22 protein-coding genes are annotated in these 24,763 nt (G+C 65.9%); 13 read left to right on the top strand and 9 right to left on the bottom strand.

What is annotated here, in order from left to right; all coding sequences use genetic code 11:
* Positions 1–67: 67 nt before the first annotated feature.
* On the bottom strand, positions 68–2,254 hold the full coding sequence (locus AC1DGP_RS18225; RefSeq protein WP_441504436.1) for a primosomal protein N': 2,187 nt from the start codon (positions 2,252–2,254) through the stop codon (positions 68–70).
* Positions 2,255–2,330: 76 nt separating this feature from the next.
* On the opposite strand from AC1DGP_RS18225, the gene AC1DGP_RS18220 reads away from it, so the two are divergent.
* Both AC1DGP_RS18220 and AC1DGP_RS18215 read left to right on the top strand, forming a co-directional pair.
* Positions 2,331–3,257, top strand: coding sequence for a tyrosine recombinase XerC (locus AC1DGP_RS18220; protein WP_441504435.1), 927 nt, complete (start codon positions 2,331–2,333; stop codon positions 3,255–3,257).
* Positions 3,258–3,338: 81 nt separating this feature from the next.
* Positions 3,339–3,914: a DUF4337 domain-containing protein gene (locus AC1DGP_RS18215; RefSeq protein WP_441504434.1), complete on the top strand. Its 576-nt coding sequence runs from the start codon at positions 3,339–3,341 to the stop codon at positions 3,912–3,914.
* Positions 3,915–3,918: 4 nt separating this feature from the next.
* On the opposite strand, the gene AC1DGP_RS18210 is transcribed toward AC1DGP_RS18215, so the two are convergent.
* From AC1DGP_RS18210 to AC1DGP_RS18190, 5 genes are all read right to left on the bottom strand, one after another.
* Positions 3,919–5,313, bottom strand: coding sequence for an amidase (locus AC1DGP_RS18210; RefSeq protein WP_441488034.1), 1,395 nt, complete (start codon positions 5,311–5,313; stop codon positions 3,919–3,921).
* 20 nt (positions 5,314–5,333) lie between these two features.
* Entirely contained in the window at positions 5,334–6,194 is an 861-nt protein-coding gene (locus tag AC1DGP_RS18205; RefSeq protein WP_441488033.1) for an ABC transporter permease, read from the bottom strand.
* On the bottom strand, positions 6,191–7,138 hold the full coding sequence (locus tag AC1DGP_RS18200; RefSeq protein ID WP_441504433.1) for an ABC transporter permease: 948 nt from the start codon (positions 7,136–7,138) through the stop codon (positions 6,191–6,193). Before AC1DGP_RS18200 ends, AC1DGP_RS18205 begins: the two co-directional genes overlap by 4 nt.
* A gap of 3 nt (positions 7,139–7,141) precedes the next feature.
* The gene (locus tag AC1DGP_RS18195) at positions 7,142–8,632 is read right to left on the bottom strand and encodes an ABC transporter substrate-binding protein (protein ID WP_441504432.1); all 1,491 of its coding nucleotides are present in this window, start codon (positions 8,630–8,632) and stop codon (positions 7,142–7,144) included.
* A 97-nt stretch (positions 8,633–8,729) separates the two neighbouring features.
* Positions 8,730–9,470, bottom strand: a complete 741-nt coding sequence (locus AC1DGP_RS18190; RefSeq protein WP_441504431.1) for a GntR family transcriptional regulator — start codon at positions 9,468–9,470, stop codon at positions 8,730–8,732.
* Positions 9,471–9,637: 167 nt separating this feature from the next.
* Here AC1DGP_RS18190 and uxaC point away from each other — a divergent pair, with 167 nt between their 5' ends.
* The 9 genes from uxaC (at position 9,638) to AC1DGP_RS18145 (ending at position 18,481) form a co-directional block, all read left to right on the top strand.
* Positions 9,638–11,041, top strand: coding sequence for a glucuronate isomerase (gene uxaC / locus AC1DGP_RS18185; protein ID WP_441504430.1), 1,404 nt, complete (start codon positions 9,638–9,640; stop codon positions 11,039–11,041).
* Positions 11,038–11,889 (top strand): 5-dehydro-4-deoxy-D-glucuronate isomerase, encoded by an 852-nt coding sequence (gene kduI / locus AC1DGP_RS18180; RefSeq protein WP_441504429.1) that lies wholly within the window; start codon positions 11,038–11,040, stop codon positions 11,887–11,889. The genes uxaC and kduI overlap by 4 nt, the downstream gene beginning before the upstream one ends.
* Positions 11,889–12,653 (top strand): 2-dehydro-3-deoxy-D-gluconate 5-dehydrogenase KduD, encoded by a 765-nt coding sequence (kduD, locus tag AC1DGP_RS18175; RefSeq protein ID WP_441504428.1) that lies wholly within the window; start codon positions 11,889–11,891, stop codon positions 12,651–12,653. The genes kduI and kduD overlap by 1 nt, the downstream gene beginning before the upstream one ends.
* Positions 12,650–12,991 carry a cupin domain-containing protein gene (locus tag AC1DGP_RS18170; RefSeq protein WP_441504427.1) on the top strand — a complete coding sequence of 114 codons (342 nt, stop codon included), beginning with the start codon at positions 12,650–12,652 and terminating at the stop codon, positions 12,989–12,991. Before kduD ends, AC1DGP_RS18170 begins: the two co-directional genes overlap by 4 nt.
* A 94-nt stretch (positions 12,992–13,085) precedes the next feature.
* Positions 13,086–14,069: a TRAP transporter substrate-binding protein gene (locus AC1DGP_RS18165; protein WP_441488025.1), complete on the top strand. Its 984-nt coding sequence runs from the start codon at positions 13,086–13,088 to the stop codon at positions 14,067–14,069.
* Between the two features lie 173 nt (positions 14,070–14,242).
* A complete protein-coding gene (locus tag AC1DGP_RS18160) occupies positions 14,243–14,776 on the top strand; it encodes a TRAP transporter small permease (protein ID WP_441488024.1) in 534 nt (177 codons plus the stop codon).
* Positions 14,777–14,779: 3 nt separating this feature from the next.
* Entirely contained in the window at positions 14,780–16,060 is a 1,281-nt protein-coding gene (locus AC1DGP_RS18155; protein WP_441488023.1) for a TRAP transporter large permease, read from the top strand.
* Complete coding sequence (locus tag AC1DGP_RS18150; protein ID WP_476832375.1) at positions 16,057–17,529, top strand: mannitol dehydrogenase family protein; 1,473 nt, start codon at positions 16,057–16,059, stop codon at positions 17,527–17,529. Before AC1DGP_RS18155 ends, AC1DGP_RS18150 begins: the two co-directional genes overlap by 4 nt.
* Positions 17,530–17,644: 115 nt before the next feature.
* Positions 17,645–18,481: a transporter substrate-binding domain-containing protein gene (locus AC1DGP_RS18145; RefSeq protein ID WP_441504425.1), complete on the top strand. Its 837-nt coding sequence runs from the start codon at positions 17,645–17,647 to the stop codon at positions 18,479–18,481.
* Between the two features lie 169 nt (positions 18,482–18,650).
* Here the strand turns inward: AC1DGP_RS18145 and AC1DGP_RS18140 are convergent, their stop codons facing one another.
* On the bottom strand, positions 18,651–19,823 hold the full coding sequence (locus AC1DGP_RS18140) for an amidohydrolase (RefSeq protein WP_476775585.1): 1,173 nt from the start codon (positions 19,821–19,823) through the stop codon (positions 18,651–18,653).
* A 208-nt stretch (positions 19,824–20,031) separates the two neighbouring features.
* Between AC1DGP_RS18140 and AC1DGP_RS18135 the strand changes: the two genes are divergently transcribed.
* Both AC1DGP_RS18135 and AC1DGP_RS18130 read left to right on the top strand, forming a co-directional pair.
* On the top strand, positions 20,032–21,738 hold the full coding sequence (locus AC1DGP_RS18135) for a lysine--tRNA ligase (RefSeq protein WP_441504423.1): 1,707 nt from the start codon (positions 20,032–20,034) through the stop codon (positions 21,736–21,738).
* Positions 21,735–22,430: a nitroreductase gene (locus AC1DGP_RS18130; RefSeq protein WP_441504422.1), complete on the top strand. Its 696-nt coding sequence runs from the start codon at positions 21,735–21,737 to the stop codon at positions 22,428–22,430. Before AC1DGP_RS18135 ends, AC1DGP_RS18130 begins: the two co-directional genes overlap by 4 nt.
* Positions 22,431–22,439: 9 nt before the next feature.
* Here AC1DGP_RS18130 and AC1DGP_RS18125 read toward each other — a convergent pair whose 3' ends face one another.
* Together AC1DGP_RS18125 and AC1DGP_RS18120 are read right to left on the bottom strand one after the other, a co-directional pair.
* Positions 22,440–23,495, bottom strand: coding sequence for a DUF808 domain-containing protein (locus AC1DGP_RS18125; RefSeq protein WP_441504421.1), 1,056 nt, complete (start codon positions 23,493–23,495; stop codon positions 22,440–22,442).
* Positions 23,496–23,585: 90 nt separating this feature from the next.
* Positions 23,586–24,740 (bottom strand): acyl-CoA dehydrogenase family protein, encoded by a 1,155-nt coding sequence (locus AC1DGP_RS18120; protein WP_441504420.1) that lies wholly within the window; start codon positions 24,738–24,740, stop codon positions 23,586–23,588.
* Between the last annotated feature and the right edge of the window lie 23 nt (positions 24,741–24,763).

Below are 24,763 nucleotides of genomic sequence, written 5' to 3'. Positions count from 1 at the left end.
AGGCTTTGGGGGGCGCAATCCGTAGATCGCGATCAACAGGGCCGTTTTCCGCAGCCGGGCCCTGCACTCACAGGAAGCTTTGCGGGTCGACATCGACCTGAACCCGGACGGAACCCTTCGCTCGCGGAGCGCTCTTCAGCCAGGCACGCAGGTAATCCTGCAGATTGACCTCACGTGCCGTTTTCACGATCAAACGCATGCGATGCCGCCCCCGTAGCACGGCAAGAGGGGCTTCTGCGGGCCCCAGAACGACGACTCCGTCCGGCGGTGCCGCGCAGCGCGCCAGTGCACGGGCATGATTTTCGGCCTCCGCCTGGCTGTTGGCGGAGACGATCAGTCCGGCCAGACGCCCAAAGGGCGGCAGGCCGGCAGCCTCACGAGACGCCGCCTCTGCGGCATAAAACCGCTCCGGGTCGCCCGAGACCAGCGCCTTGAGCACGGGATGGCTGGGATCATGGGTCTGGAGCAGAGCTCGGCCCGGCTTCTCGCCCCGGCCTGCCCTCCCCGTCACCTGACGCAGGACCTGGAAGGTTCGCTCGGCCGCGCGGGGATCGCCCGAGGTCAGGCCGAGATCGGCATCGACGACGCCGACCAGTGTCATCCCCGGAAAATTATGCCCCTTGGCGACGAGCTGGGTACCGATGACGATATCGAACTCCCCCTCCGCCACTGCCATCAGTTCCTGCTTCAGCCGTTCGGTACCACCGGGGAAATCGCTGGAGAGCACGATCGAACGCGCATCGGGGAACAGCGTCGCGACCTCTTCCGCAAGCCGTTCGACACCGGGTCCACAGGCCGCGAGGCTTTCCGGCGCATGACAGGCCGGGCACTCGTGCGGCCGGCGTTCGACATGGCCGCAATGATGGCAGACCAGCGCCCGCCGAAAGCGATGATCGACCAGCCAGGTCGAACAGTTCGGGCACTGGAACCGGTGACCGCAATCACGGCAGAGCGTCAGCGGTGCGTAGCCGCGGCGGTTGAGGAACAGCAGCGACTGCTCCTTCGCCTCCAGATTGGTCGTGATGGCCTTGACGAGCGCGCCCGAAATCCAGCGCCCGCGTTCAGGCTTGTCGCGCTTGAGATCCACGAGATCGAGCGTCGGCAGTTCCCGCCCGCCAAAACGTTCCGGCAGTTTCAGATAGGCATAGCGCCCGCGCTCGGCATTGACGCGCGTTTCCAGCGATGGCGTCGCAGAGGTGAGGATGACCGGCGCCTTCTCGATCATGCCGCGCACCACCGCCATGTCGCGGGCGTGATAGCTGACGCCGTCCTCCTGCTTGTAGGCGGCCTCGTGCTCTTCATCGACCACGATCAGCCCGAGATCACGGTAGGGCAAGAACAGGGCCGAGCGCGCGCCCGCCACCACTCTCGCCTCGCCGCTTGCGATCGCCGCCTGCAGCCGCTCCCGCCGCCGCCCCGAGACTGCCGAGTGCCAAAGCCCGGGCCGCACGCCAAACCGGGCCTCGAAGCGGTCGATAAACTGCGCCGTCAGCGCGATTTCCGGCATCAGGATCAGGCTCTGGCGACCGAGCCGGATCGCCTCCGCCACAGCTTCGAAATAGACCTCCGTCTTGCCCGACCCCGTGACGCCCTCGAGCAGGGTCACGCCGGAGGCCGCCGCCTTGACGGACGCAACCAGTGCCGTCGCCGCCGCGGCCTGTCCCGCCGACAGGGCCGGTCGCGCGTGATCCGGGTCGGGAATGTCGACGACCTCACCGCGCGGCAGCGCCTCGATGGCAAAAGTCCCCGCATCGACGAGCGAATCGATCACCGCCCCACTCACCGAGGCCGTCTCGGCCAGCGCCGATTTCGCGATCAGCAGGCCGCCCTCCGCCGCCGCGATGGCTCGCGCCCGGGCCGGCGTCATGCGCTGGGGCGGCGGCCCGACGAGTCGGACGCCCATCTTCGGTCGTTCCGGCGTATCATCGGGCGGGCGCCGCAGCGCAAGCGCCAGCACCGAACCCTTGGCCGCAAGCGTGTACCAAGCGACCCAGTCGACCAGCTTCATCAGGGCCGGATCGAGCGGCGGCATGTCCATTTTGGCGCTGACGCGCTTCAGGTTGCCACCACGCCCCGAGCCCAGGCTCCAGACGACGCCCACAGTCTCGCGCGGGCCCAGCGGCACCTGCACGATATCGCCGGGTTTGAGCGCGAGCCCGTCTGGAACCGCATAACTATACGCCTGATCGAGCGCGAGCGGGATCAGCACGTCGACCGTGCCGCCTGTTTCGATGCCTGTCTCAACCTCGCTCATGCGCCCGTGTCTAGCATCGATTCGGTCCCTGTTAAGGCAGGGGCGTCATGCTCGGCTCAGACCACAGGGGACGCCGATGACCGATTTCGAGACCCTGCGCCAAAACTGGCTCGTCCATCTCGCCAGCGAGCGCCGTCTTTCACCCAAGACGCTCGAGGCCTATGGCCGCGACCTTGCGCAGTTCTCCACCTTTCTCGACGGCCATTTCGGCGGCAAGCCGACCCTCGAGAATCTGGCAGCGCTGAAGCCGCTCGACTTGCGAGCCTTTCTCGGCCAGCGTCGGCGTGACGGCGTCGGCAACCGCACACTGATGCGCCAGCTTGCCTCGCTGCGCTCCTTTGCCCGCTTCGGAGAACGCACCGGCAAGCTCACGGCCTCGGCCTTTGCCGCGACGCGCGGGCCGCGCATTGGAAAATCGCTGCCGCGCCCGCTTGATGCCAAGGCCGCAAAGGCCGTGATGCAGGCCGATATCCGCGCCGGCGAGGACCGCGAAACCTGGATCCTGGCACGAGACGCAGCCGTGCTCGCCCTGCTCTATGGCTGCGGCCTGCGCATCTCCGAGGCGCTTGGGTTGTCGCGCGCGCAGGCACCAAGGAGCGCATCGGATACGCTGACCGTGATCGGCAAGGGCCAGAAGACCCGCATGGTGCCTGTTCTGCCGGTCGTGGTCACCGCGATCGAGGAGTATCTCTCGCTCTGCCCCTGGCGATTGCCGCCGGAGGGCCCGCTCTTCCTCGGCGCCAAGGGTGGACCGCTCTCGCCCCGCATCATCCAGCTCGCGGTCGAGGGCCTGCGCGGCGCGCTCGGCCTGCCCTCGTCTGCGACCCCGCATAGCCTGCGCCATTCCTTCGCGACCCATCTGCTCGGGCGTGGCGGCGATTTAAGGGCCATCCAGGAGCTACTCGGGCACGCGTCCCTCTCGACGACGCAAATCTATACCCGCATCGATTCGGCCCGTTTGATGGCGGCTTATGATGCGGCCCATCCCCGCGCCCAACGATGAGAGCCCAAGGCGAGCGAGCCCCCTTGATTCCGCCGCGGAACCCGGCCATTGCCCGCCGTCTCCGGGGGGAACCAGAATCGCATGTCTTCGCCAGCAGCCGACGTCACCGAAACCGCCACCAGCGGCAGCAACAAGCGCATCGCCCTGCTCATCGCGATGCTCGCCCTGATGCTGGCCTTCTCAGAAATCGGCGGCAAGAACGCCGAGCAGGAATCGATCGCCAAGAACATCGAGGCTTCGAATCTCTGGTCATTCTTCCAGGCCAAGACGATCCGCGGCACCACACTGCGCACGGCCGCGGAGGCGATGGAGATCGATCTCGCAGCCGCGACGGACCCCGCCACCCGCGAGCGCATGCAGAAGCGCATCGACGGCTGGAAGCAGACGATTGCGCGCTATGATTCGGAGCCCGAGACCAATGAAGGCCGCAAGGAACTGGTCGCGCGCGCCAAGACGGCCGAGGCCGTGCGTGACATCGCAGCGGCCCGCGACGACAAATACGACATCGTCTCAGGCCTGCTTCAGATCGCGATCGTGATTTCCTCGGCCGCGATCATCACCGGCGTGACGATGCTGGCCCTCACCGGCGCCGGCCTTGGCGTGATCAGTTTCGCCCTGATGCTGGTGGCGCAGTTCGCGCCGACCGCGCTGTTCTGAACCCTCACACGGTCTGTGGCGGCGCAGGCCATGGCACCTCGCTGCCGCGTAGAATTTCCCAGGCCCGCGCCATTCTCAACACGCCGAGATCGTCGAACCGCCGCCCGGTGATCTGCAAGCCGATCGGCAACCCCTCGGGAGTAAGCCCGGCATGGACCGAGACCGCCGGCTGATCCGACATGTTCGCTGAGACCGTGAACGCGATGTGCTCGAAGGGCCGCTCAGGGTCGTGGATGGGCGAGGCCAGCTCAGCCGCATAGGCCGGCACAGGGGAAACCGGCGACAGCACGAAATCGAACGGTGCACAGGCTTTCAGCGCCGCATCGCGCATCGCCAGCATCTGGCTCATCCCGCGATAGACTCTTTCGCCACTCAGATTCCGGCCGCCCTCGGCCCAGGCGTAGATATAGGGCAGAACCCGTCCCTGCCTGGCATCCGACAGGCCGCCAATGTCGACCCAGGCGCGCTGCCGCCAGAAATCATCAAGCCCGTCCAGCATTTCGCGGGTCAGGAAGGGCGCAACCGGCTCGACAATCGCGCCAGCCGCCACAAAGGCCCTGGCCGCCGCCTCGATCGCAGCCCGGGTATGCGGCTCGACGGCAAGCCCGACTCCGGCATCGACCTGGAGCCCCAGCCGCAAGCCCTTGACGTCAAACTCCAGCGCCAGCCAGTCGATCTCCTGTGGCGGCAGGCTCATGCCATCGCGCCTGTCCGGCCGGGACAGTTCCCGCATCATCAGCGCCGCATCCGCGACCGAGCGGGTCATCGGCCCGGCGACGCGGCCGTAATAGGTCGGGTCGATCGGCACGCGGCCAAAGCTCGGCTTGAGGCCGACCAAGCCGCACCAGCCGGCCGGCAGGCGGATCGAGCCACCGATATCGGTGCCGACATGAAGCGGCCCATAGCCCGCAGCTCCCGCCGCACCCGCCCCAGCCGAGGAGCCGCCAGGATTCTTGGTCAGGTCCCAGGGGTTGCAGGCGAGTTCGTGAAAGCTCGACAAACCCGAGGAGAGCATGCCGTAATCCGGCATCGTCGTCTTGGCGAGGATGACGCAGCCGGCCTCCCTCAACCGCGCCGCCGGCGGTGCGTCCGCCGATGCCGGCTCGAGATCGCGCGCGGCCGTGCCGAGCGGCACCGGCACGCCCTTGGTCGCGATGTTCTCCTTGATCGTGCCGGGCACCCCGTCGAGAGCCAGCGCCTCCCCCTTCAGCCAGCGCATCTCGGAGGCCTTCGCCATCGCTCGCGCCGCGGCGGGATCATAGGCATAGAGCGCCTTGAGCTGCGGCTCCCATGCGGTAATCCGTGCGATCACCGCCTCGGTCGCCTCGACCGGCGAGAATGTCCGTGCGGCATAGCCGGCGAGAAGCTCCGTCGCGCTCAGATCGGCAAGATCGGTCATCGTCTCATCCTCATCGTCACTCAGCGGCTTCGGCGCAGGCGCGGGTCGATGGCATCGCGCAGGCCGTCGCCGAGCAGATTGAAGCCGAGCACCGCGATGGCAATCGCCGCGCCGGGAAAGATAGCGAGCCATGGCTGCACCGCCATGAAGGTCTGCGCCTCGTTCAGCATGCGTCCCCAGGACGGATTCGGCGGCTGCGTGCCGAGCCCGAGATAGGACAGCCCCGCCTCCGCCAGGATCGCCAGTGCGAACTGGATCGTCGCCTGTACGACGATGACGCCAGCAACATTCGGCAGGACATGGCGGACGCTGATCTGCACATTGTCGAGCCCGGCCGCCCGCGCCGCCTGGATATAATCCCGCGTCCAGACCTGAATCGCCACCCCGCGCGCCAGGCGCGCGAAATAAGGCAGGTTCAGGATGCCGATCGCGACGATGGCGTTGAGCATGCCCGGCCCGGCGATCGCCGTGATCATGATCGCCGTCAGCACCGCCGGGAAGGCATGGGTGAAGTCGGCCGTGCGCATGATCAGGTTGTCGAGGAAGCCGTCGCGCCGGATCGCCGCCAGCAGACCGAGCGTTGTGCCGAGCACCAGACCGAACCCGACCGCGCCGAGCCCGACCGCCAGCGAGTTGCGGGCGCCCACCATGATCATCGAGAAGACGTCGCGACCGAATTGGTCGGTCCCGAACCAGTTCGTCGCCGAAGGGGGCTTCAGGCGATTCAGGATCATCATCTGCGTCGGCGGATAGGGCGTCCAGACATAGGACAGCAGCGCCCCCGCAACGATGATCCCGGTCAGCGCGAAACCGATCAGGAAGGAGGGGCCCGTCCACCAGCGTTTCGCCGAGACCGGGGCCGACGCACCGGCCGGTGTCACGACGCCTCCCTCAGGCGCGGGTCGATGAGCCCATAGACGAGCTCGACCGCAAAATTCACCAGGATGGCGAGGCCGGCAAACAGCATCACCAGATCCTTCACGACGATCAGGTCATGCTGGGTGATCGATTGGAAGACGAGGCGCCCGAGCCCCGGCAGCGCAAAGACATTCTCGATGATGATCGCGCCGGCGATCAGCACCGAGAATTGCAGCCCCATGATGGTAACGACCGGAATCAAGGCGTTGCGCAGTGCATGCCTGACCACCGTGACCGGTTCTGCCAGTCCCTTGGCGCGAGCGGTACGGACGAAATCCTCCTGCAGCGTGTCGAGCATCGAGGAGCGCGTCACCCTGGCCAGGATCGCCGCCTGCGGCAGGGCGAGCGCGAGGGCCGGCAGCAGCAGCGCCTTCACGGCAGCAGCCGGCCCGGCCTGCCAGCCCGGGAAACCGCCGGCCGGAAACCAGCCGAGCCCGATCGCGAAAAGCAGCACGAGCAAGAGGCCGAACCAGAAATTCGGAACAGCCAGCCCGAGCTGCGCGAAGACCATCACGGCCGCATCGGTCGGCCGATTATGATTGGCTGCGGCGAGCAAGCCAAGTGGAACGCCAATCGATGTAGCCAGCATGATCGCCCCCAGCGCCAATGGCAGGGTGACAGCCATCCGCTCGCCGATCAGCTGGGCCACCGGCACACGATAGGTGTAGCTCAGGCCGAGATCGCCGGTCAGGAGGCCCGAAATCCAGGCGAGAAAACGGACCAGTGCCGGCTTGTCGAGCCCCATCTCCAGGCGCAGGGCCGCCAGCGCCTCGGGAGCCGCATTGAGCCCAAGCGTCACGGCAGCCGGATCGCCCGGCAGCACCTCGAGCGCGATGAAGATCACCAGCGCCGCACCAAGCAGAGTGGCGACAAGCGCCACGCACCGGCGCGCCAGGAACGACAGCACGACCTAGCGCCAGCGCACCTCGGCGAGCGGCGTGATCGGGAGCGGCCAATCCGTCCACATCCCGTCCAGCCCGGCCGCCGTCACCGTGATCTTCGGCAGGATGAAGAGGAAGCCGTTGACCGCATCGCGCGCCAGGATGCGCTGGGCTTGCCTGTACATCTCATTGCGTTGGCCCTCGTCGAGGGTGACGTCGATCTTCGCCATCAGTGCCTTGAACTCGGGGTTCTTGTACTGGAAGTAGTAGTCGTCGCGGGCATAGATATTGATGTCGAGCGGTTCGGTATGGGCGATCACGCTCAGGTCGAAATCCTTGCCGCGGAAGACGCGCTCCAGCCATTGCGGGAATTCGAGCGGCTCGATCGAGGCGTTGATGCCGATCTGCGCAAGCAGCGCCGCAATGATCTCGCCCGAACGCCGGGCATAGGTCGGCGGCGGCAGTTTCAGCGTGCAGGAGAAGCCGTTCGGGAAGCCGGCCGCGGCCAGCAGCGCCTTGGCCTTGGGGATATCGACCGGATAGGTGCCGGTCAGGTCTATATAGGCCGGATGCAATGGTGAGAAATGACTGCCGATCAGGTCGACATCGAAGCCGTAGACCCCGAGCGCGATCGTCTTGCGGTCGAGCACATGAGCGATCGCCTGACGCACGCGCAGATCGTTGAACGGCGCCTTGGCATTGTTGATGGCGAGGATGACCTCGCCCTCCGTCTTGCCGAAACTGACCTTGAGCTTGGGATCAGCCTTGAGCTGCGGCACGGCTTCAGGGGCCGCCAGATTGGTTTGCGCGTGGACATCCCCGGCCCGCAACGCGGCGACCTGCGCCTGCGGATCGGCGATAAAGCGGAAGGTCGCCTTGGCGAGTGTCGGCTTCTCCCCCCAATAGCCGTCGAAGCGTTCGAGCTCGAGCCTGTCGCCACGATTCCAGCGCACGAACTTGAACGGGCCGGTGCCAACCGGATTGGTCTTGTTGTTGGCGGCGCTCGCTGGCGCCACGATCACCGCATCGCCCCAGGCGAGACCGTAGAGGAAATTCGCCGTCGGCTGTTTCAGCCTGATGACCACGGACGCCGGATCAGGCGTCGCGATCTCCGCGATCGGCGTGAACAGCTGGCGCTGGGCGTTGGTCGATTCCGGAGCCACGGCCCGCTCGAACGAGAACCTGACCTGTTCGGAGCTGAACGGGGTGCCGTCATGGAACGTCGCGCCCCGCCGCAGCTTGAAGCTGTAGGTGATATTGTCGGGTGCGATCTCCCAGCTTTCGGCGAGGCAGGGCACGATCTTGCCGGTCCGGTCCATCTTGACCAGGCCTTCGAAGATGTTCTGCAAGGTAACTTCGCGGATCGCCTGCGCCGCGCCCGAGGTCGGGTCGAGCGTCGGCGGTTCCAGCGTCATCGCAATGATGACGCTGTCCTTGGCCTGCGCCAGAGCAACGAAAGGCAACTGGGCCGCCAGCGCGGCTGCGCCTGCTCCGGCAAGAAGGTCACGCCGCGTCGTCATCAGCCACTCCCATGCATGTCGCGGCGCAAGATGGCGCGGGAGATGGGCCCGGCGCAAGACGGCTCTTCCGTTTCGTCCACGCGACAGACCGATCGCGTCAGACGAAGTAATCTGGATGCTTTGCCTGAAGATGCACGAGATCGGGCAGGAGCGTGCCGAGATGGGTGCGCATCGCCGCAACCGCCTCGGTGGCGCGGCCCTTGCGGATGGCATCGACGATCGACAGGTGCTCGCGGATCACCATCGCCATGCGCCCGGGCACCGGCAGGGTCATGCGTCGGCAGCGGTCGATCTGGCTTTTCGCCGCCTGTGCGATTTTCCAGATACCGGGATACCCGGCGGCATCGGCCAGCGTCTCGTGAAAGGCTTCGTCCGCGAGATGGAAATTCTCCTGATCGCCGATATCGAAGGCTTCGTGCAGGCGCGCGACCGTGGCATCAAGTCGGGCGATGGCCTCCGGCGTCGCGATGCGGGCAAGCAATTCCACGGTCGCGCATTCCAGCGCCTGCCGGATGAAGACCGCTTCGGGAATAGCCCCGGTCGGGATGCGCGCAACGAAAGTCCCCGCCTGCGGAAAGATCTCGACCAGCCCCTCTTCCTTGAGACGGATCAGCGCTTCGCGGACCGGGGTACGGCTGACGCCGAAGCGCGCCGTCAGCTCCTTCTCGGAGAGCGGCACGCCGGGCCTCAGCTCCATGGCGAGGATGGCGCGTCGGAGATCGTCCTGAACCAGTGAAGCGGCCGTCGAGCGCCCGGCGGGAGCCACGGCCCGCCCCAGGGGGCGGCGCTCGCGTCGATTATCCGCCGCATGGCCGCGGCCGCCTGCGAGCTCGTTCATCGTCCCGTCCCAGCCACCCATGTCTCCCGAACGCTCCGGCCTAAGCCCTGTGAGCGCCACCCTCCTTAGGCGCTACCACAATCACTTTTGACATACTAGTATATTAGTATATTGATCCGATACGCTTCTCGCCCGTACAGTCGCGGGCCTATCGGGACAGATTGCTGATGTTGCTGCACGATGATCGCCTGTTTCCTGCCGATCCGGTGACGCGAGGCATCGCGCGCCGTCTCTATGCCGGGATTCGCGATCTCCCGATCATCTCGCCACACGGCCATACCGACCCGCGCTGGTTCGCCGAGGACAAGCCGTTCCCGGATCCGGCGACGCTGCTGGTCAAGCCCGACCATTACATCTTCCGGATGCTCTACTCGCAGGGCGTCAGGCTCGAGCAGCTCGGCATCGCCCGCAAGGATGGCGGCCCGGTCGAGACCGATACCCGCGCGATCTGGCGGCTCTTCGCCAGCCATTGGCGGCTGTTCCGCGGCACGCCGACCCGGCTCTGGTTCGAGCATGCCCTGTCCGGGGTCTTCGGCATCAACGAGCGCCTGAGCCCGGAGAATGCGGACCGCATCTACGACCGCATCGCCGAAAAGCTAGAGCAGCCGGAGTTTCGTCCCCGCGCCCTGTTCGAGCGCTTCAACATCGAGGCGATCGCGACCACCGAGGGCGCGCTCGACGACCTGAAATGGCACGACATGATCCGGGAATCCGGCTGGGGCGGCAAGGTCGTCACGGCCTATCGGCCGGACAGCGTCGTCGACCCCGAATTCGAGGGCTTCAAGGACAATCTCGCACAGTTCGGCGAGCTGACCGGCGAAGATGTCACGAACTGGACCGGCTATCTCGCGGCCCACCGCGCTCGCCGGGCCTATTTCAAACAGCGCGGCGCGACCTCCTCGGACCATGGCCACGCCACCGCGCGCACGGCAAATCTCTCGCAGGCCGAAAGCGAGAAGCTCTTCGCCAAGATCCTGAAGGGCAAGTTCTCGGCCGAGGATGCCGACCTGTTCCGCGGTCAGATGCTCACCGAGATGGCGAAGATGAGCCTCGATGACGGCTTCGTCCTGCAGATCCACCCCGGCTCCGTCCGCAACCATAACCCGATGCTGTTCGAAACCTTCGGCCGCGATATGGGCTGCGATATCCCGCGCGGCGTGGATTACGTTTCGGCACTGAAGCCGCTGCTCGATGCGGTGGGCAACGAACCCAACCTGACGGTCATCGCCTTCACGCTCGACGAGACCGTCTATTCCCGCGAACTCGCGCCGCTCGCCGGACATTATCCCGCTTTGAAGCTCGGACCCGGCTGGTGGTTCCTCGACGCGCCGGAAGCCATGCTGCGCTTCCGCGAGCTCACGACGGAGACCGCAGGCTTCTACAATACCGTCGGCTTCAACGACGACACGCGCGCCTATCTCTCGATTCCGGCCCGTCACGACGTCGCTCGCCGCTGCGACTGCACCTATCTCGCCAAGCTCGTCGCCGAGCATCGCCTCGGCGAGGACGAGGCGGCGGAGGTGGCCTACGACCTCGCCTATCGCCTGGCCAAGGAGGCCTACCGCCTGTGACCAGCGCAGCGAGCTCGATCGACGAACGCCAGGCCGCGCATCCACGCGATGTGAAGCGCTACGACACCGAGGCACTGCGTCAGGACTTCCTGGTCGAGCGCATCTTCGTGCCGGGTGAGCTGACGCGGACCTACAGCCATTACGACCGCATGATCGTCGGCGGCGCCACCCCGGTGAGCAAGCCGCTGACGCTCGATCCCTTCGCTCCGACCGGCACGCCCTTCTACCTGGCGCGCCGCGAACTCGGGGTAATCAATATCGGCGGCGCCGGCACGGTCACCGTCGACGGCAAGCAGTTCGCACTGCCGAACCTCGACGCGCTCTATGTCGGACTGGGCGCGAAGGAGGTCAGCTTCTCCAGCGCCGATCCGGCCAACCCCGCCAAGTTCTACCTGACCAGCGCCCCCGCCCATCGCGAGGCGCCGCATCAGCTCATCCGCCAGTCGGATGCCAATACGCTGCATCTCGGCTCGGCCGAGACCTCGAACAAGCGCACCATCCGGCAATACATCATGCCGAACACGACCGGCACCAACCAGCTCGTCATGGGCATGACGGCACTCGAGCCCGGCTCGGTCTGGAACTCCATGCCCTGCCACACCCATACGCGGCGGATGGAAGCCTATCTCTATTTCAACCTCGACCCGGCCCATCGCGTCTTCCATTTCATGGGCGAACCGACCGAAACCCGGCATCTGCTCGTCGCCAACGAGCAGGCCGTGATTTCGCCGAACTGGTCGATCCATTGCGGCTGCGGCACCTCGAACTACGCCTTCGTCTGGGCCATGGCCGGCGACAATGTCGAGTTCACCGACATGGACGCCGCGCCCGTCGAGATGCTGCGCTGATGGTTGCGCGTGCGCCCTTCGATCTCGTCGGGCGCACGGCGCTCGTCACAGGCGCCAATACCGGCATCGGCCAGGGCATTGCGCTGTCGCTGGCTGAGGCCGGAGCCACGGTCGTCGCCGCCGGCCGCTCGTCCATGACCGAGACGGTGGCAATGATCACCAGTGCCGGCGGACGCTGCCTGCCGCTCGCCGTCGATCTGCAGCAACCCGGGATCGCAGCCGAGGCCGTCACCAGAGCCAGCGAAGCCGCCGGTCCGCTCGATATTCTCGTCAACAATGCCGGTATCATCCGCCGCGCCGACGCTCTCGATTTCAGCGAGAGCGACTGGGACGAGGTCATGAACGTGAACCTCAAGGCGAGTTTCTTCCTGTCCCAGGCCTTTGCGAAGGCAGCGCTCGCGGCCGGCCGCAGCGGGCGCATCGTCAACATCGCCTCGCTGCTCTCCTTCCAGGGCGGTATCCGCGTCGCCTCCTATACCGCGAGCAAGAGCGGGCTTGCCGGCCTGACCCGGCTGTTGGCCTGCGAATGGGCGGGCAAGGGCATCAATGTGAACGCGATCGCCCCCGGCTATGTCGAGAGCAACAACACGCAGGCCCTGCGCGAGGATGCCGACCGTAACGCCGCCATCCTTGCCCGCATCCCGGCTGGTCGTTGGGGCAAGCCTTCGGATATCGGCGGGGCTGCCGTCTTCCTTGCAAGCGACGCGGCGGCCTACGTGCATGGTGCGATCATCCCCGTCGATGGAGGCTGGCTGGCACGATGAGCGAGCGTCTCAACTCCTTCTTCCAGCATGAGCGCGACTTCGCCTGGCAGGCGACCGAGCCCGGCGTGAAGCGCAAGATCATGGCCTATGGGCCCGACCTGATGATCGTCCGCGTCGTCTTCGAGGCCGGAGCCATCGGCAAGGCGCACCAGCACCCGCATCGTCAGGCGTCCTATGTCGAGAGCGGCGTCTTCGACGTCACGATTGACGGCAGGACCAGCAGGCTAGCGGCCGGCGACAGCTTCTTCGTGCCCGAAAACCTCGTCCATGGCGTCGTCGCCATCGAGGCCGGGCAGTTGATCGATTCCTTCACGCCGATGCGGAGGGAATTTCTCTAAGGCCGAAGCCGGCATGGGGCGGCACGGCTCCCGAACACGGGGCAAGAACGACCGGGAAAATCCGGCGATCTATTCAAACGGGAGGAACAGGAACATGCTTACAAGACGGACAGTCTCCGCGCTCGTCGGCGCGGCTTTCATCGCAGCGACCGTCGGCGCGGCTCAGGCGCAGAACGTCACCCTGCGCTCCACCGACATCCACCCTGACGGCTATCCGACCATCGAAGCGGTCAAATACATGGGCCAGCTGCTGGATCAGCGGACCAATGGACGCATCAAGATCAACGTCTTCCACTCCGCCCAGCTCGGCCAGGAGAAGGATACGATCGATCAGACGCGCTTTGGCGTCATCGACATGAACCGCATCAACATGGCGCCGTTCAACAACCTGATCCCGGCGACCAACATACCCTCGCTGCCCTTCATCTTCCGCTCGGTCGATCATATGCGGAAAGTCATGGACGGCCCGATCGGCGACAACCTGCTCAAGGATTTTGAGAAGCACGACCTGATCGGCCTCGCCTTCTACGATTCCGGCTCGCGCTCCTTCTATAACGGCAAGCGCCCGATCGGCTCGCCAGCCGACATGAAGGGCATGAAGATTCGCGTCCAGCAGTCCGACATGTTCGTGGCTCTGGTCTCGGCGCTCGGCGCCAATGCCACCCCGATGCCGTTCGGCGAAGTCTATTCGGCGCTGCAGACCGGCGTCATCGACGGCGCCGAGAACAACTGGCCGTCCTACGAGTCGACCCGCCATTTCGAGGTCTCGAAGTTCTATTCGACCACCGAGCACTCGCTCTCGCCGGAGGTGCTCGTGATGTCGAAGCGCAGCTTCGACAAGTTCAACGCGGCGGACCAGGCGCTGATCAAGACCGCAGCCAAGGAATCCGTCGCCAAGATGCGCGAGCTCTGGGATGCGCGCGAGAAGGAGTCGGAAGCCAAGGTCAAAGCTGGCGGCGCACAGATCAACACGGTCGAGAAGCAGCCCTTCATCGATGCGATGAAGCCCGTCTACGACAAGTTCGTCACCGATCCGAAGCTCAAGGAGATGGTGGCTGCCATCCAGGCGGTGAAGTGAAGGCCGGCGCGGCCCTTCCGGCCGCGCCCAGTCACTTGCGTCTCCTTTTCGGCCTTCCCCGGGTGGAGCGGTTCTGACGATCCCGCTTCGCAGGCGGTTTTCACCGCCGGCGAAACTGGAACAAGCCAGCATCACCCGGGAAAAAGCGCCTCACGCGGCGCCGGAGCGTCTTGATGCTTCTCCTTGCACAAATCCTGACCCGGCTGGGCGCCAAGCTCTGCCTCATTGCACTGGTCATCGCCGGGGCAGGTCTTGTCGCCATGACCGTGATCGTCGCATGGGGCGTCTTCGGGCGTTATGTGCTGAACGACACGCCGATCTGGGTCGAGGCCAGCGCCCTCTTCCTGATGTCCTGGTTCATCCTGCTCGGCGCCGCAGTCGGCGTGCGCGAGAGCGATCATCTCGGCTTCGAGGTCGGCCTCGCCATGTCGCCGCCGCCGCTGCGCAACGGGCTGATCATCCTGACCGAGCTTCTGGTGATTGCCTTCGGCCTCGCCATGCTGGTCTATGGCGCGCAGCTCGCCATCGGGACCTGGAGCGACCGCCTGCCGATCATCGGCATCTCGCGCGGCTGGGACTATGTCCCCATCGCGGTCGGCGGCGCCTTGATCGCCCTCTTCTCCTTCGAAAAGCTCATGCTCTTTCTCACCAAGGCGAAATCCGCCCCGCTCGGCTTCACGCATTTCGGCAGCGCACAGGAAGTCTGAGCGATGGAACTCTGGATCCTCTTTGGTACCTTCGCGCTGCTTCTCCTCATCGGCGTGCCCGTGGCTTTCTGCCTGGGCATGTCGTCGATCGCCACCGTCGTCTATATGGGCCTGCCGCCGGTCGTCGTCTTCCAGCAGATGAATTCCGGCATGAACGCCTTCGCCATGATGGCGATTCCGTTTTTCATCTATGCCGGCGACCTGATGATCCGCGGCGGCATCGCCGAGCGCCTGATCCAGATGGCCTCGAGTCTCGTCGGCCATCTGCGCGGCGGCCTGGGGCAGGTCAATGTCGTCACCTGCACGCTGTTCGGCGGCATTTCCGGCTCGGCCGTCGCGGATGCATCCGCCGTCGGCGGCCTGATGATCCCGCAAATGGTCAAACGCGGCTACGACGCGGACTATGCGGTCAATGTCACGGCCAATGCGGCGATCATCGCGCTGCTGATCCCGCCCTCGCACAACATGATCATCTATTCGCTCTCGGCGGGCGGAAACATCTCGATCGCCGATCTGTTTACCGCCGGCATCATCCCCGGGCTGATGCTTTGTGCTGCGCTGATGGTTGCGGCCTGGGCCGTCGCGGTCCGGCGCGGCTATCCGCGCGAGGCGTTTCCGGGATTTGCTGCGGTGGGCCGCTACATGGTGCTGGCGCTGCCCGGCATCCTGCTGATCTTCATCATCTTCGGCGGGGTCCGGTCCGGCGTTTTCACCGCAACGGAATCCTCCTGCGTGGCTGTCGTCTACGCCGTCCTCGTCACCATCTTCGTCTATCGCCAGCTCACCTGGACGGCCTTTGTCGAAGCGACCCTTGGCGCGGTTCGCACCACGGCTATGGTACTGCTGGTGATCGGGACGGCCGGCGCCTTCGGCTGGCTGATGGCCTTCCTGCAGGTGCCGCAAGCGACGATCGGCGCGATGAAGGCGGTCTCGGACAACCCGCTCGTCATCCTGCTGATGATCAATCTCATCCTGCTCGTGCTCGGCACGTTCATGGACATGGCGCCGATGATCATCATCTGCACGCCGATCTTTCTGCCGGTTGTGAAGGCCTTTGGCGTCGACCCCGTGCATTTCGGCGTGATCCTGATCCTGAACGCCGGCATCGGCCTGAACACGCCGCCGGTCGGATCGGTACAGTTCGTCGCCTGTGCCATCGGGCGCGTCTCGATCGGGGAATCGATGCGGACGATCTGGCCCTTCTACGGCGCCAGCGTTGCCGTACTCCTGCTGGTGACCTATGTCCCTGCAATCTCCCTCTGGCTGCCAAGAGTGTTCCATTGACCAGACTGTCGCCGCAAACCCTTGGCAGCCTGCCCAAGACTGTCCGCCGTCCATCCTATGAGCGCGCAGGGCTGAAGCCCGGCATCGTGCATCTCGGGCTCGGCGCCTTCGCCCGCGCCCATCTCTGCGAATATACGGATGATGCGCTCGAGCACGCTTTCGGCGCCTGGGGTATCAACGGCGCCAGCCTGCAGCGCCCCGACCAGCGCGACAGGCTGAAGCCACAAGGCGGTCTCTACAGCTTCCTGAAGCGGGCTCCAGACGGCCCGCAGATGCGCATCATCGGTTCCGTGCTCGATGTGCTCGTCGCGCCCGAGAATCCCGCCGCTCTCGTCACACGTCTCGCCGCCGCCGAAACGCGCATCGTCTCGCTGACCGTGACCGAGAAGGGCTATTGCCACGACCCGGCCACCGGCCGACTGCGGCAGGATCATCCCGACATTGTTCACGATCTGGAACATCCCGATGCCCCGCGCTCGGCCATTGGCCTGATCGTCGCCGCCCTGAAGCTGCGAAAGGCCGAAGGCCTCGCTCCCTTTACCGCGCTGAGCTGCGACAACCTTCCGCATAACGGCAAGGTCCTGCGCGGCCTGGTGCGCGACTTCGCAGCTCTGCAGGACGATACGCTTGCAGCCTGGATCGAAGCGAATGGAGCCTTCCCGGCGACGATGGTCGACCGCATCGTGCCCGCCACCACCGACGCCGACATCGCGGAGGCCGCCGGCCTGCTCGGTGTCGAAGACGCCGCACCGGTGATCGGAGAACCCTTCCGGCAATGGGCGGTCGAGGATCGTTTTGCCAGTGGCAGGCCCGCATGGGACGAAGTCGGCGCCCAGATGGTCTCCGAGGTCGCGCCCTTCGAGTTCATGAAGCTGCGCATGCTCAATGGTGCCCATTCCAGCCTCGCCTATCTCGGCTATCTCTCCGGCCACGAGACCGTGGCCGAGGCGAGCGGCGATCCGGTGCTCGCCCGCTTCCTGCAGGGGCTCTGGGCCGAGATCATCCCGACCGTGCCCGCTCCGCAAGGCGTCGATCTCACCGACTATGCCGGCGCGCTGCTCACCCGCTTCCACAACCCCGCCATTCGCCACCGTACCTGGCAGATCGCCATGGACGGCTCGCAGAAGCTGCCGCAGCGTCTGCTCGGCACGATCCGCGAACGCCTCAAGGCCGGTGCGCCGATCGATCACCTTGCGCTCGGCGTCGCGGCCTGGATGCGTTACGTCACCGGCACGGACGAGACGGGCACCGTCATCGATGTCCGCGACCCGCTGGCGGGCGAATTCGCCCGCATCGCGACGCAGGCGGGCCGGAATGCGCAGGCGCTGAGCAGCGGCCTTCTCGGCATCGAAGCGATCTTCGGTAGCGATCTGCCGCGCGAGACGGCCTTCACCAAGGCTGTCGCCCGGCAGCTCGATAGCCTGTTCTCGCAGGGCGCGAAGGCAACGGCGGCGGCGCTGGCGGCCTGAGGCCGAAGCCAGGAAAGCAACAGCGCATGTGGAACCCTCTCCTGCAGGGACAGGGTTCCACATGCGAATAGCGAAACCTCTTGATCAGGCTCGCCCCCTGTCGCCAGATGCGGCCATGAAGCGGCTCGCCCTCCTTGCCCCCACATTCTGCCTTGGCCTCCTGATAGCCGGCACAGCTGCGGCGCAATCTCCCGCGACCGTCCCCAATTTCTGGGACGGCAAGATCAGGCTCGATCGGCCGGAGCCCGGGCCCCCACGCGTGGTTCGTTTCCTGACCGACGACGACTATCCGCCGCTACATTTTGCTGCGCCGGACGGCGCGCTGACCGGTTTCTCGGTCGAGCTCGCCCGTGCGGTCTGCGAGAGGATGCTGTGGACCTGCACGGTTCAGGCCCGCCGCTTCGACACGCTGCTCGATTCCCTGGCCGAAGGGCGCGGCGACGTCCTGGCGGCGGCGATGGCGGTGACGCCGCAGATCCGCGCCCGTTTCAGCGCCAGCCATCTCTATTTCCGTTCCCCTGCCCGTTTCGTCACGACCCGCGGCAGTGCTCAGCCGGAACTCGACAGCCGCGAGTTGCAGGGCAAGCGGATCGCCGTCATCAGCGGCTCCGCGCATCAGGCCTTCCTCGAACGTCTGATGCCCTTCGCCCAGCGCCGTGAAGCCCCCAGCCTGACGGCAGCGATTGCCGCATTGCGCAGCGGCGAGGTTGAATATGTCTTCGGGGACGGCGTCGCGCTTGCACTCACGCTCGCCGGCCGCAACGGCGGCGAGCTCGCCTTCAGCGGCGGCCCCTTCCTGGAAAGCCGCTATTTCGGCGAGGGGGTCAGCTTCCTCACGCGCAAGGATGACCCGACCCTCATACGCGCAATCGACTATGCGCTCCAATCGCTCTGGGACGACGGCACCTATGCCAGGCTCTATCTGCGGTTCTTTCCGGTGAGCCCGTTCTGAAGGGAAGCCAACCCAGGCTCCTCGCCGATCTCGTGTCCGGAGCGCTCGCAATCGGCGCCCGGCCTACCCGGTTCCCCGAAGGCTCGCTGCCGCCCCAATCTCGTCAGGTTCGGTTGCCCCACGCAGAATCAGGAGGGAGGTGAGCCCGTGGACCCGCCTCCCTCCCGTTTCATCGCGCGGGGCGTGTATTGGAGAGCTCGCCCTCGAGCGCCAGGCGGGCCGCGCTTGCCATCCAGCCAGCCGTGGCGGGCAGGATATCGTCATTGAAGTTGTAGCGCTCGTTGTGGAGCTCGCCACCGTCGGTCACCGGGCCATTGCCGATCCAGACATAGGCGCCCGGCCTGTCCGCCATGAAATGGCAGAAATCCTCGCTCGCGGTGCTCGGCGGCACGTCGCGCCGAACAGTCAGACCAGCCTGCTTCGCTGCCGCGACCGAGATCTCTTCCTCCAGTTCGGTATTCGCCGTGGCGCGACCGCCAGTGATGATCTCGATCTCGGCCCGCATCTCGAAGGCCTCGGCCGTGCTGTTGGCAATGCGCTTGAGGCTCCCGATCACGCGATCGCGCACCGCCGGCCGATAGGTCCGGAAAGTGCCGTCGATGGTGACGCTGGACGGGATCTGGTTCGGCGCCTGGCCGCCATGCACCATGCCGACCGAGACGACCGCGCTGTCGAGCGGATCGACATTGCGGGCGACGATCGTCTGCAGAGCCACGATCAGATGGCTCATCGCAACGATCGGATCGCGCGTCAGGTCGGGCTTGGCGGCATGGCCGGCCGTGCCGTGCAGGGTGATCCGGAATCGGCCGGGTTCGGCCATAACCGGTCCGTGATGAACCGCCACCGTGCCGGCTTCCAGGCCGGGCCAGTTATGGAATCCGAAGACGCGCTCCATCGGGAAGCGTTCGAACAGACCGTCGGCGATCATCGCCCGGGCGCCGGCACCATTCTCCTCCGAAGGCTGGAACAGCAGATGGACCGTCCCGCTCCAGCTTTCGTCGCGCGCCAGCAGGGCGGCGGCTCCGAGCAGGGAGGTCGTGTGGCCATCATGGCCGCAAGCGTGCATCACGCCCTTGTTCGTGGAGACATAGGGCAGGTCATTCGCCTCGAGAATCGGCAAGGCGTCCATATCGGCCCGCAATCCGACGCTGCGGTCCGAGTTGCCGCGCTTCAGCGTCGCGACGACGCCGTGACCACCAATGCCGGCGGTAAAGGGAATGCCGAGTTCGGTCAGCTTCTCCTGAACGAAGGCAGCCGTCGCGCTCTCCTTCAGCGAGAGTTCGGGATGCGCGTGGAGATGTCGTCGCCACGTCTTGAGCGTTTCGAGGAGAGCGTGATCCATGAGGTATCCGATACAGAGCCAATCGCGGAGCGGAGCCTATACGCATGCGCCGCAAGAGCAATTCGACCGAACGCGACCCGGGCAGGCAATGAATGCGGTGCAGGGCAGGCAACGCCCCAGGACAGCCGGCACCGATTGACGCCGCCCGTTCTCATCTGTCAAAGCCGGAGCTTCCGAAAACCTTGAGACAGACGAGGACCCGCCGCAAATGTCCGCTTTCGATCCCACGCTCGTGGATGCCGCCCAGCGTTCGGCCGCCTGGCCGTTCGAGGAAGCACGCAAGCTCGTGGCCCGGATCGAGAAATCGGGCAAGAAAGAGGTGCTCTTCGAGACCGGATACGGCCCCTCGGGCCTGCCGCATATCGGCACCTTTGGCGAGGTCGCGCGCACCTCGATGGTGCGCCACGCCTTCCGCGTGCTCACCGACGACACGGTGCCGACGCGGCTGATCGCCTTCTCCGACGATCTCGACGGCCTGCGCAAGGTGCCGGACAACGTCCCGAACAAGGAATTGCTGGCGAAGCATCTCGGACGGCCGCTGACCGAGGTCCCCGATCCTTTCGGCACGCATGACTCGTTCGGCCGGCATAACAACGCCCGCCTGCGTGCCTTCCTCGACCAGTTCGGCTTCGATTACGAGTTCAAGTCCTCGACCGACAGCTATCGGGCGGGCGAGTTCGACGCGACCCTGCTGAAGCTGCTGGCGCGCTACGACGCGGTGATGAAGATCATGCTGCCAACGCTCCGCGAGGAGCGCGCCGCGACCTATTCGCCCTTCCTGCCGATCCATCCCAGGACCCGCATTGTCATGCAGGTGCCGATCGAGGCGCGCGATGTCGAGAAGGGGACCATCACCTGGACCGACCCGGAGAGCGGCGAGCGTTTCGAGACCCCTATCACCGGCGGCCATGCCAAGCTGCAATGGAAGCCGGATTGGGCGATGCGCTGGGTCGCGCTCGGCATCGACTACGAGATGGCCGGCAAGGACCTGATCGATTCCGTCAAGGTCTCGTCGGCCATCGCGCGCGCCCTCGATGCGACGCCGCCGGACGGCTTCAACTACGAGCTCTTCCTCGATGAGCAGGGCCAGAAGATCTCGAAGTCGAAGGGCAACGGCCTGACCATCGAGCAATGGCTCTCCTATGGCTCGCAGGAGAGCCTGGCGCTCTTCATGTACTCGCGTCCGCGCGAGGCCAAGAAGCTGCATTTCGACGTCATTCCGCGTGCGGCTGACGAATATCTGCAGTTCCTCGGCGGCTACGAGCGGCAGGATTGGAAGAACCGGCTCGGCAATCCCGTCTGGCATATCCATAACGGCAACCCGCCGGCGCCGGAGGTGATCGCCTCGGGCGAAGGCGATAACGCCGCCAAGACGCAGGTCACCTTCGGGCTGCTGATGAACCTCGTCGCCGTCGCCAATGCTGAGGACAAGGATGTGCTCTGGGGCTTCCTGCGCCGCTATGCGCCGGGTGCCTCGCCTGCGACCCATCCGCGTCTCGACGCGCTGGTCGGCTACGCGATCCGCTATTTCCAGGATTTCGTGAAGCCAGCCAAACAATACCGTCCGGCGACGCTGGAGGAGCGGCAGGCCCTGCAGGATCTCTCAGCCAGGCTCGGCGAACTCTCGGCTGCAGGCGTCACCGATGCCGGCACGATCCAGGACGCGGTCTACGATATCGGCCGACGCGATCCTTACAAGACCGTGCAGAAGGACGGCTCGGCCGGCGTCTCGCTCGCCTGGTTCAACACGCTCTACGAGATCCTGCTCGGTGAGCCCAAAGGCCCGCGCTTCGGCTCCTTCGCCGCGATCTACGGCATCGAGAACACCCGCGCGCTGATCGCCAAGGCGCTCGCCGGCGACCTGCTCGCCGAGCACCACGCCTTCCTGAAGGCGCGTGAGGCGGCACGGGGATGAACAAACGCACCGCGCTTGCACCGGATATGGTCGAACAGGCCATCCGCAGTCGCCGCGCGGTGCGTGCCTTTCTGCCGGATCCGGTCGATCCTGCGCTGGTGCGGCTCCTGCTCGAACTCGCCGCCCAAGCGCCGAGCGGGACCAATATGCAGCCCTGGAAGGCGCGTGTGCTCGGCCCCAAGAGCCGGGCACGGCTGGAAGCCGGGTTGCTCGCTGCGCTCGACGATCCCGACTTCAAACCGGCGGAGGAGTACCGCTACTACCCGCAGACCTTCACCGAGCCCTATCAGTCGCGCCGCCGCAAGGTCGGCTGGGACCTCTATGGCCTGCTCGGCGTCACCAGGGGTGACCATGAGGGTATGAAGCGGCAGACGGCTTATAACCTGCGCTTTTTCGGCGCGCCGGTCGCGCTGATGGTGACGATCGACCGCGACCTCGAAATCGGCTCCTGGCTCGATCTCGGCATGTTCATCCAGAATCTGCTGATCGCTGCCCAGGCGCATGGCCTCGATACCTGCCCGCAGGCGATTTTTGCCCGCTTTCATCCGGTCGTGCGCGATGCGTTGGCGATCCCCGAGAGCGAGGTCGTCGTCTGCGGCATCGCGATCGGCCATGCCGACCCTGACGCAGCTGCGAACCGGCTCGTGCCGGAGCGCGAGCCGGTCGAGACCTTCACCGCCTGGCTCGACTGAAGGCAGGAGCTACACCAGCTTCGGCTTGCTCTTGCCGAACAGCTTCAGCACTGGCGCAACGGCGAAGTGAACGCCGATCATCGTTGCCACGCCCGCGGCCAGCCCGACGACCGCCGACAGCGCCGCCGTCACCAGCCATTCGACAACCGCGCCCAGGCCGGGGACGGGGCGGCCCGATGCCACGGCGGCATCGTGAATGAGGTGCCCCACCGCACTGAAGCCATAGCCCTCGAAACCGTGGATCAGGATGCCGCCGCCGACCCAGAGCATGGCGACGGTCCCGACAGCGCTGAGGATCGAGAGCAGCACGGGCATGCTCACCACGAGCCCCCGCCCGAATCCCTTGGACAGGGGCCGCAGCAGGCGGTCGACGGTGCTGGGCTCGGCTTCGGCGGGGCGTTTGCCACGCCCAAGGTGAAGCAGGTTTGAGATGGGGTGATCGTTCTGCGCCAGAGCAACGCCGGCATCATCGGCCTTCACGATCAGCGCGACGAGACCGTAGACGAAGGCGGTCATCCCGATGCCGACGATGGCCAGGACCAGCGCCTGCGTCCAGAACGAGGACTGAGACACGCTTGCGAGCGTGATCGCCATGATCTCCGCCGAGAGGATGAAGTCGGTCCTCACTGCACCGCTGATCCTCTGGTTCTCGAACTGGGTGGCGTCGATCCCCGCCGAGGCGCCCTCGCCTTCGACATCAGCGCCATGAGGCCGGACCAGTTCCAGGACCTTCTCGGCTCCCTCGAAGCAGAGATAGAGGCTGCCCAGCATCAGCAGCGGCGTGATTGCCCAGGGTGCGAACAGCGCCAGCAGGAGCGCCGCCGGCAGCAGGAATACCAGCTTGTTCCGCAATGAGCCCAGCGCGATCCGCCCGATGATCGGAAGTTCCCGATCCGCGCTGAACCCGACGGCATAGCGCGGCGTCACGGCCGTATCGTCGATGACGATGCCGGCAGCCTTGGCACTCGCCTTCGCCGCCTGGCTCGCGGCATCGTCGAGGGACGCCGCAGCGACCTTCGCAAGCGCCGCGATATCGTCGAGCAGGGCGACAAGGCCGGAACTCACGATCGCACCTCCGGGGACACGCACTGGGCCAAACCAGTCAACGACGCGGCCCCGAAGATGACAAGGGGCGCCTCCGTCCGGCAAGTCGCCTCAGGAGGCAGCGACCAGCCCGCCAGCCTGCCCGACCCGCCGCAGATGATGGGGGGTATCGCCGAACAGGCTCTCGATCATGGTCAGGCGCTTGAAATAATGCGCGCCGAGATATTCCATCGTCATGCCGATGCCGCCATGGAGCTGCACCGCCTCCTGCCCCACCAGCCGGCAGGAGCGATTGATCTGGACCTTCACAGCCGACAACGCGGCGGTCCGCTCGCCCGCATCGGGATGGCCGACCATCATCGCGGCATAGAGCGCCATCGAGCGGGCTTGTTCGAGCGCCATCAGCATGTCGACGGCGCGATGCTGCAGCACCTGGAACTGGCCGATCGCGACGCCGAACTGCTGGCGCGTCTTGAGATAGTCGACGGTCAGGCCGTGCAGCGCATCCATGATGCCGACAGCTTCGGCGGCGAGCGCAGCAATGGCGTGGTCAGCGACACGCTCGAGGATCGGCAGCCCTGCGCCGAGCGATCCCAGCAGAGCCTCCTGGCCGAGCACGACGCCGGAGAAGGCGATCTCCGCAGCGCGTCCGCCATCCTGTGTCGGGTAGCCTCGGGTTCTCACGCCGGGCGCCGCCGCATCGACGAGGAAGAGGCTGATACCGGTCCGGTCGCGCCGGCCGCCATCTGTCCTGGCGCTCACCACGATCCGGTGCGCGCTGTCGCCATTGATCACGACGCTCTTGGCGCCATCGAGCACGAACCCTGTCTCCGTGCGCTGCGCGCTCGTCGCCACGTCGAAGAGATCGTAGCGTGACTGCTTCTCGGTGAAGCCCAGCGCCAGGCGCAGGGTGCCGTCAACGATGCCCGGAATGATCCGCGCCTTCTGTTCAGCCGAACCGCCGAACCGGACGGCGCCGCCACCCAGCACAATGCTCGCAAGATAGGGCTCAAGCGCCAGTCCCTTGCCCAGCGCCTCCATCACCACCATGGTCTCGACAGGACCGCCGCCGAAACCGCCCTCCTCCTCAGAAAACGGGATGCCGGTGAGGCCCAGCTCCGCAAGCTGCGCCCAACCCTTCTCGGAGAAGCCGAGCGGCTCCTTCGCCAAGGCCTGCCGCGCGTCGAGCGTGCCATAGGCCGCGCCGATCAGCCGCTCGACACTGTCCTTGAGCTGGGCCTGTTCGGAGGAGAGGTCGAAATCCATCGGGTTTCATCCAGCCTGGCGGG

The sequence above is a fragment of the Allobosea sp. 05T433 genome (assembly GCF_056396065.1).
Note: the sequence above shows the minus strand (reverse complement) of the source record. Positions and strands in the feature narration are given on the sequence as shown.